Here is a 6,023-nt window from a genome sequence, read left to right as displayed (position 1 = left end):
CCGCCCGGAAATCAATTTCCGGGCTAATAGCGCAAGTCCATTAAAATGGACTAAAAGCCTTTGAATATGAAGAATATTAAATATTTAGTCCTCTTTAGAGGAGTTTAGCTATTAGCCTGGGACTTGAGTCCCAGGCGGATTTCGGGAATGGTACTACCCACTACCTAACTATTAAATACCTTGGCAGCAGCGGCGACACCTGCGCCGGGGGTAAAGGCATCGTAGCCTAGTTCTAGTAAGGCTGATTCTAGAGATGCGATCGCAGTTAGTATATCGCGATCGCTCACAAAACCCAAATGCCCAATGCGGAAGATTTTACCTTTCAAATGATCCTGTCCTCCCGCCATTGCGATATCATACTTTTTCTTGAGCACCTTGCGAATTTGTTCCGAATCTACCTGCACTGGCGCTACTGCGGTAATCGCAGGAGAAGCAGCACTATCAGGCGCAAACAAAGGCAAACTCAAAGCTTTTACCGCTTCACGAGTGGCATTTTTCAAGCGTTGATGACGGGCGAAAATATTCTCCAAACCTTCTTTTTGCATCATCTGCAAAGTAGCTTGTAACGCCACAATTAAATTAACTGGTGGCGTAAAGGGAAAACTATTTTTCGCCGCATCTTTACGATACTTTCCTAAGTCCAAATAATACTTAGGTAACTTGGCAGTTTTGTAAGCTTCCCAAGCTTTTGCACTCACACTCACAAAAGCTAAACCTGGAGGAATCATATAACCTTTTTGCGATCCCGAAGCTACCACATCAATTCCCCATTCATCGATGGGTAAATTAACTGCGCCTAAACTCGTCACCGCATCTACCATAATTAACGCTTCACCGTGCGCTTTCACATGGCGGTTAATAGTTTCCAAGTCATTTAATACGCCTGTGGAAGTTTCGCTGTGAGTAACAATTACCGCTTTAATTTGCTTTTCTTTGTCAGCTTCTAGCTTTTCGCGGAACTGTTCAGTATCTAAAGGTTTACCCCATTCTGCGGTGATAATGTCTGCATTCAAGCCGTAAGCTTGACAAACTTCGCCCCAACGTTCGCCAAACTTGCCATTCGATCCTACCAAAACACGGTCTCCCGGACTCAAAAAATTAATAATCCCCGCTTCCATCGCCCCAGTACCGCTAGAAGCCAAAACTAGCACATCATTTTGGGTTTGGTGAATCCACTTGAGATTTTGGAAAACTTCCCCCATAATCGGGGTAAACTCGCTGCTCCGGTGTCCGATGGGATGTTTTGCCAAAGCGAGTAAAGCTTGTTCGGGTACAGGTGTCGGTCCCGGAATCATTAATATTAACTTATTGTCCATCAGTCTCTCCTAGATACAGTCTGCTATGTTTTAATTGTGAGTTCTGAATTTAGAATTTCTCAAAAAGTTTGGAATTAAATAACTTTTTTTCACTCAAAACTCTTGGCTTTTCCCCAACGCCAGCAATACTATAAGTACGCTATGAGGAGTTTCTAATTATACATTGTTGATTTCAGATTTAGTCAAATGCAAAATCTAAAATCTTAAACTGGTGGCTGACTTTTCTCTATCTCAGTACTATTTACCTCTTCTGTTGCGCGATCGATCACATGATTTAAAGACCAAAAATACTCCGTCGGTAATTTCGCTTGAGAACAAATATCTTCTATTTGCTTTTGTTGAGCAATAGCTTTTCGCAAAGTAATAATTAACTGCCTCACCTTTTCTTTAACTTCTGTATTGTCAGATACAGCAAAATTAGTTTTCCGTTCTAACAATTGCAGTATTAATTCGTATTGGACGGGCGAGGGAAGAGGTATTGGCTCCATGTATGTAAACTTAGAATTAGGTTAACTAATAGCCAATCAATTAGTTAGGGTTAATATCACCAACTAAAGATTTAATTGCGAGTTCTGGATTTGCTTGTTTCACCAATGACTCACCGATGAGTACAGCAGTAGCACCTGCTTTTACTACTAAGTATAAATCATCAGGAGTATGCAATCCAGACTCACTCACTACCACGATATCGCGTTCTTTTAGTTGTTGACCGCGAGTAGCGAGCAGATCGCAAGTTAATTGTAAATCCACAGAAAAATCTTTCAAGTTGCGATTGTTAATCCCTATCAAATTGACCTTCTCTAAGGCTAACACTCGATCTAACTCTTCTAAGGTATGAACTTCAATCAACACTGCCATTTTCAGGACTTGGGCGATTTTCACAAAATATTGTAAGTCCTGATCGGAAAGAATCGCCGCAATTAGTAAGATAGCATCTGCACCTTTGGAACGGGCTAAATAAATCTGGTAAGGATAAATAATAAATTCCTTACATAATAAAGGTATATCTACGGCTTGGCGAATATTGGCTAGATTTTCAAATCCGCCTTGAAAAAATTTGCTGTCTGTGAGTACAGAAATGCAGGAAGCGCCGCCGTTTTGGTAAGCTTGGGCGATTGCCACCGGATCAAAATCTTCCCGCAACACCCCTTTACTGGGAGAAGCTTTTTTCACTTCCGCAATAATTGCAGGTTTTTTAGCTGCTGATTTTAAAGCACCAATAAAGTCGCGAGGTGGGGGAAGATTAGCGATTTGCTTTTGTAATTCTACCAAAGGCAAACGTTCCCTCATCTGATCGACTTCGGTTTCTTTATGCCAAACAATTTCTTCTAAAATGTTTTTTGGTGCAGCATCAGGAGCTACTATTTGATAGCGTAACTCTTGAACTGCAACTGAGGGATTTGGGGGACGACGACGAATTTCCATTTTTGGGGACTGGGGACTAGGGACTGGGGACTGGGGATTGGGGAGGTGGGGAGGTGGGGAGGTGGGGAGGTGGGGAGGTGGGGAGGTGGGGAGGGAGGGAGGTGGGGAGAGTTGTTGATGTAAATTTAAGGAACTCTCCCCATCTCCCCATCCCCCCACCTCCCCATCTCTTCTCATTTCACTGCTTCGGCGGCGCGTTTGTATGCGTCGTCTAGGACTTCTGAGAGTGTGGGATGGGCGTGAACTAGGTATGCTAGGGTGTGGATTGATTGACGATTTGCGATCGCATTTGATGCTTCATGAATCAAGTCGGAAGCGTGCAAACCTATAATATGAACGCCTAAAATTTCCCCGTTATCTTTCCGATAAATCACTTTCGCAATCCCGTCTGCTTCTCCTTCGGCAACTGCTTTAGAATTACCTTTAAAATAACTCCTGACGCTGGCAACTTCAAAACCTTCTTTACTTCCTAATTCTTTCGCTGCTGTTTCTGTCATTCCCACAAAACTAATTTCTGGGTGAGTAAATGCAGCTGCGGGAATGCTGTGATAATCTACTGTTTTGTGTCTGCCACAAATATTTTCTACTGCGGCAATTCCTTGGGCAGAAGCGGTATGAGCCAACATCATTTTACCAGTAGCATCTCCGATCGCCCAAAGATGCGGCACAACTTCCCCACCAGAAAGTACAGCCATTCTATCATCAACAGGAATATAACCTCGACGGTCTAATTCTGCGCCGACACTTTCTAAACCTAAGTTTTGGGTAAAGGGTATTCTTCCTGTGGCGACTAAACAAGCGTCAACTTCCAAAATTTCGACAGTTTCTTTAGTTTTAGCATCTGCTAATTCGATAATTACTGGCGAACCTGGGGTAACTTTTTTCGCCAACATCCCGACTTTAGTTTCAATATCTCTGGGAGTAATCAGAATTCTTTCAGCTATTTTAGCAATGTCGCGATCGAATCCTGGCATTAATTCCGGTAACGCTTCAATTAAGGTAATTTCCGATCCCAATGCCGAATAAATATCCGAAAATTCTAACCCAATGTAACCACTGCCAACGATTGCCACCCATTGCGGTAGCCAATCTAATTTAATTCCATCATCGCTGGTAAAAACTGTCTTACCATCAACTTCGATTCCGGGAGGTACCCAAGGGATTGAACCAGAAGCAATAATAATATTTTCGGCAGTAATAATTTTTTCCTGTCCATCGCTGGTAGAGATGGATAATTTTTGTGGGCCTGCCAACTTTGCCCAGCCTACAATTGTATCTACGCCGATGCGTTTCAAGCTGTTGGTTAAATCACCGCGCAGCTTAGAGACAATGTTAACCGCATGATTTGCGATCGCTTCTCGGTCAAATTCTACATTACCCACTTGAATTCCCAACGTTTTCAAATGGTGGGCATTGCGTAACTCGCGCACTTTACCCGATGCTGCCAATAACGCTTTTGATGGGATACAACCACGATTAACACAGGTTCCACCCATATCGCCAGCTTCGACGATCGCAGTTTTCAAGCCACAGCTTACCGCATGAAGGGCAGCACCATGTCCACCCACGCCAGCACCAACGATGGCTAAATCATAATCAAATCCCTGACTCACCTGAACCTCTCCAGTTGCTCACTGCCCTTATCAATTCTTAACTAGACCGGGTAATTTAGACAACATTTTTTTCATTCAGCAATCATCATGGCACAATTGGGCATATTTAGTTTAAGGCAGAAGAGGGGACTGGGGAGATGGGGACTGGGTTCGATTAGGGGAGATGGGGGGATGGGGGGATGGAAAGGATGATTTAACTACCTCTTACACTCTCCCTACCTCCCCACCTTCTTACCTCCCTACCCTGTCAAATTTTAGGAGTTAATTATGGAGAACGAGAAGCGAAAAATGCGTCAAGAGGCTGCGGCAGCATTTATGGCATCCCTTGAGGACTTTGAGAGTATGTTGACTCAGACAGAAGAAAAACCTACTTCTGTTTCTCCGAAAGGAAAGCCTCCGAGCAAAAAGAAAGAGGAGGATATTTTTGAGGAGGCGTTGGCTGACATTGATGCTTTTATCGAAAAGCGATCGCACCCCGAATCATAAGTTTTTCTGATAACGTTGGCGTTGCGCTTCGTACAAAATTAAAGCAGCTGCGATCGCCACATTTAAAGATTCCACCCCTGGACTAAGGGGTATTTTCACTTGTTTATCTGCCAAAGCTTCTAAATCCGCAGATAATCCTGCGCCTTCGTTGCCCATCAAAATTAAGCTAGGTTTTTCAAAGTCTGTTTCCCAGTAAGTTAATTTCGCTTCCGGTAAGGTTGCTACTACTTGCATTCCTTGTTTTTGACATTCGCCAACTACAGCTTTTAAATCTGTTGTTACTGCCATTGGTAAGCGAAACCATTGTCCGGCTGAGGCTCTTAATACCTTGGGATGGTCTAAGTCTACACTATCAGCACTCAACCACAAACCAGAAACTCCTGCTGCTGCTGCTGTACGAATCATTGTACCCAAATTGCCGGGGTCTTGAATCGTCTCCAAGGCTAATATTGACCCAGTGTAAGGAACTTGGGTGCGGAAGGTGGCTGCACGGGCTGCTGTGGCTACTACACCATCTGGTTGAACGGTGGTTGCGATCGCCTTAATCACTTCTGAACTAACTAATTCCAATCGTTCACACCGTTCTGAAGCTTGTTGCCAAAGTTCCGGGTATTTCTCCTGCCATTGAGGAGTACAACAAACCGTGACTAAGGGATAATCAACTGCGATCGCTTCTGTTAATAGATGAGTTCCTTCCAACAAACAAAGCTGCTGTTCTTGCCGATCCTTGGCTTGATGCAGCTTGCGAATTTGCTTTACCAGTGGATTTTGCAGACTGGTCAACATAGTAATCCTAGATTTTAGATTTTAGATTTTGGATTTTACAGTCAATCTAAAATCCAAAATCGCCAATCGAAAATTCAAATGCGGAACCCGGGACTTGAACCCGGAAGGCTTGCACCACATGAACCTGAATCATGCGCGTCTACCAATTCCGCCAGTTCCGCTTCTTTTTTATTAATTTAGCACACAATCTACTATCATGCAGTAAGTTGTTTGATTTGTCAATAGGGGACTGGGGACTGGGGACTGGGGTAGGGGCAATTCATGAATTGCCCCTACCCCAGTCCCTAATCCCCAGTCCCCCATTCATGTTATAAAAAAAACATCTCGATTATGGACATTTTGAAACTTTCCTGTAGAATCAAACCAAAAATATATTACGAAGCACAAAATGTGAAGT

The 6,023-nt window shown here is 43.4% G+C and carries 6 protein-coding genes and 1 tRNA gene; 1 reads left to right on the top strand and 6 read right to left on the bottom strand.

From position 1 onward, the window contains the following. Positions 1-164: 164 nt before the first annotated feature. The 4 genes from ACE1CC_RS32145 to lpdA all read right to left on the bottom strand — a co-directional run bounded on the left by ACE1CC_RS32145 (position 165) and on the right by lpdA (position 4,354). Positions 165-1,316, bottom strand: a complete 1,152-nt coding sequence (locus ACE1CC_RS32145; protein ID WP_413274509.1) for a pyridoxal-phosphate-dependent aminotransferase family protein — start codon at positions 1,314-1,316, stop codon at positions 165-167. 203 nt (positions 1,317-1,519) lie between these two features. After that, the gene (locus ACE1CC_RS32140) at positions 1,520-1,804 is read right to left on the bottom strand and encodes a DUF5340 domain-containing protein (protein WP_413274508.1); all 285 of its coding nucleotides are present in this window, start codon (positions 1,802-1,804) and stop codon (positions 1,520-1,522) included. A gap of 40 nt (positions 1,805-1,844) precedes the next feature. Next, positions 1,845-2,741 (bottom strand): indole-3-glycerol phosphate synthase TrpC, encoded by an 897-nt coding sequence (gene trpC / locus ACE1CC_RS32135; RefSeq protein WP_413274507.1) that lies wholly within the window; start codon positions 2,739-2,741, stop codon positions 1,845-1,847. Between the two features lie 173 nt (positions 2,742-2,914). Continuing rightward, positions 2,915-4,354: a dihydrolipoyl dehydrogenase gene (lpdA, locus tag ACE1CC_RS32130; RefSeq protein WP_413274506.1), complete on the bottom strand. Its 1,440-nt coding sequence runs from the start codon at positions 4,352-4,354 to the stop codon at positions 2,915-2,917. Between the two features lie 267 nt (positions 4,355-4,621). On the opposite strand from lpdA, the gene ACE1CC_RS32125 reads away from it, so the two are divergent. Continuing rightward, on the top strand, positions 4,622-4,840 hold the full coding sequence (locus ACE1CC_RS32125; RefSeq protein WP_413274505.1) for a hypothetical protein: 219 nt from the start codon (positions 4,622-4,624) through the stop codon (positions 4,838-4,840). Here ACE1CC_RS32125 and ACE1CC_RS32120 read toward each other — a convergent pair. Both ACE1CC_RS32120 and ACE1CC_RS32115 read right to left on the bottom strand, forming a co-directional pair. After that, positions 4,835-5,626 carry a TrmH family RNA methyltransferase gene (locus tag ACE1CC_RS32120; protein WP_413274504.1) on the bottom strand — a complete coding sequence of 264 codons (792 nt, stop codon included), beginning with the start codon at positions 5,624-5,626 and terminating at the stop codon, positions 4,835-4,837. The genes ACE1CC_RS32125 and ACE1CC_RS32120 overlap by 6 nt on opposite strands. Before the next feature lie 79 nt (positions 5,627-5,705). Beyond that, positions 5,706-5,787: transfer RNA gene (locus ACE1CC_RS32115), tRNA-Leu, on the bottom strand. Positions 5,788-6,023: the final 236 nt, after the last annotated feature.

The organism is Floridaenema aerugineum BLCC-F46 (assembly GCF_041929345.1).
In the GTDB taxonomy this organism is placed as follows: domain Bacteria; phylum Cyanobacteriota; class Cyanobacteriia; order Cyanobacteriales; family Aerosakkonemataceae; genus Floridanema; species Floridanema aerugineum.
This window is presented reverse-complemented; position numbering and strand designations above follow the sequence as displayed.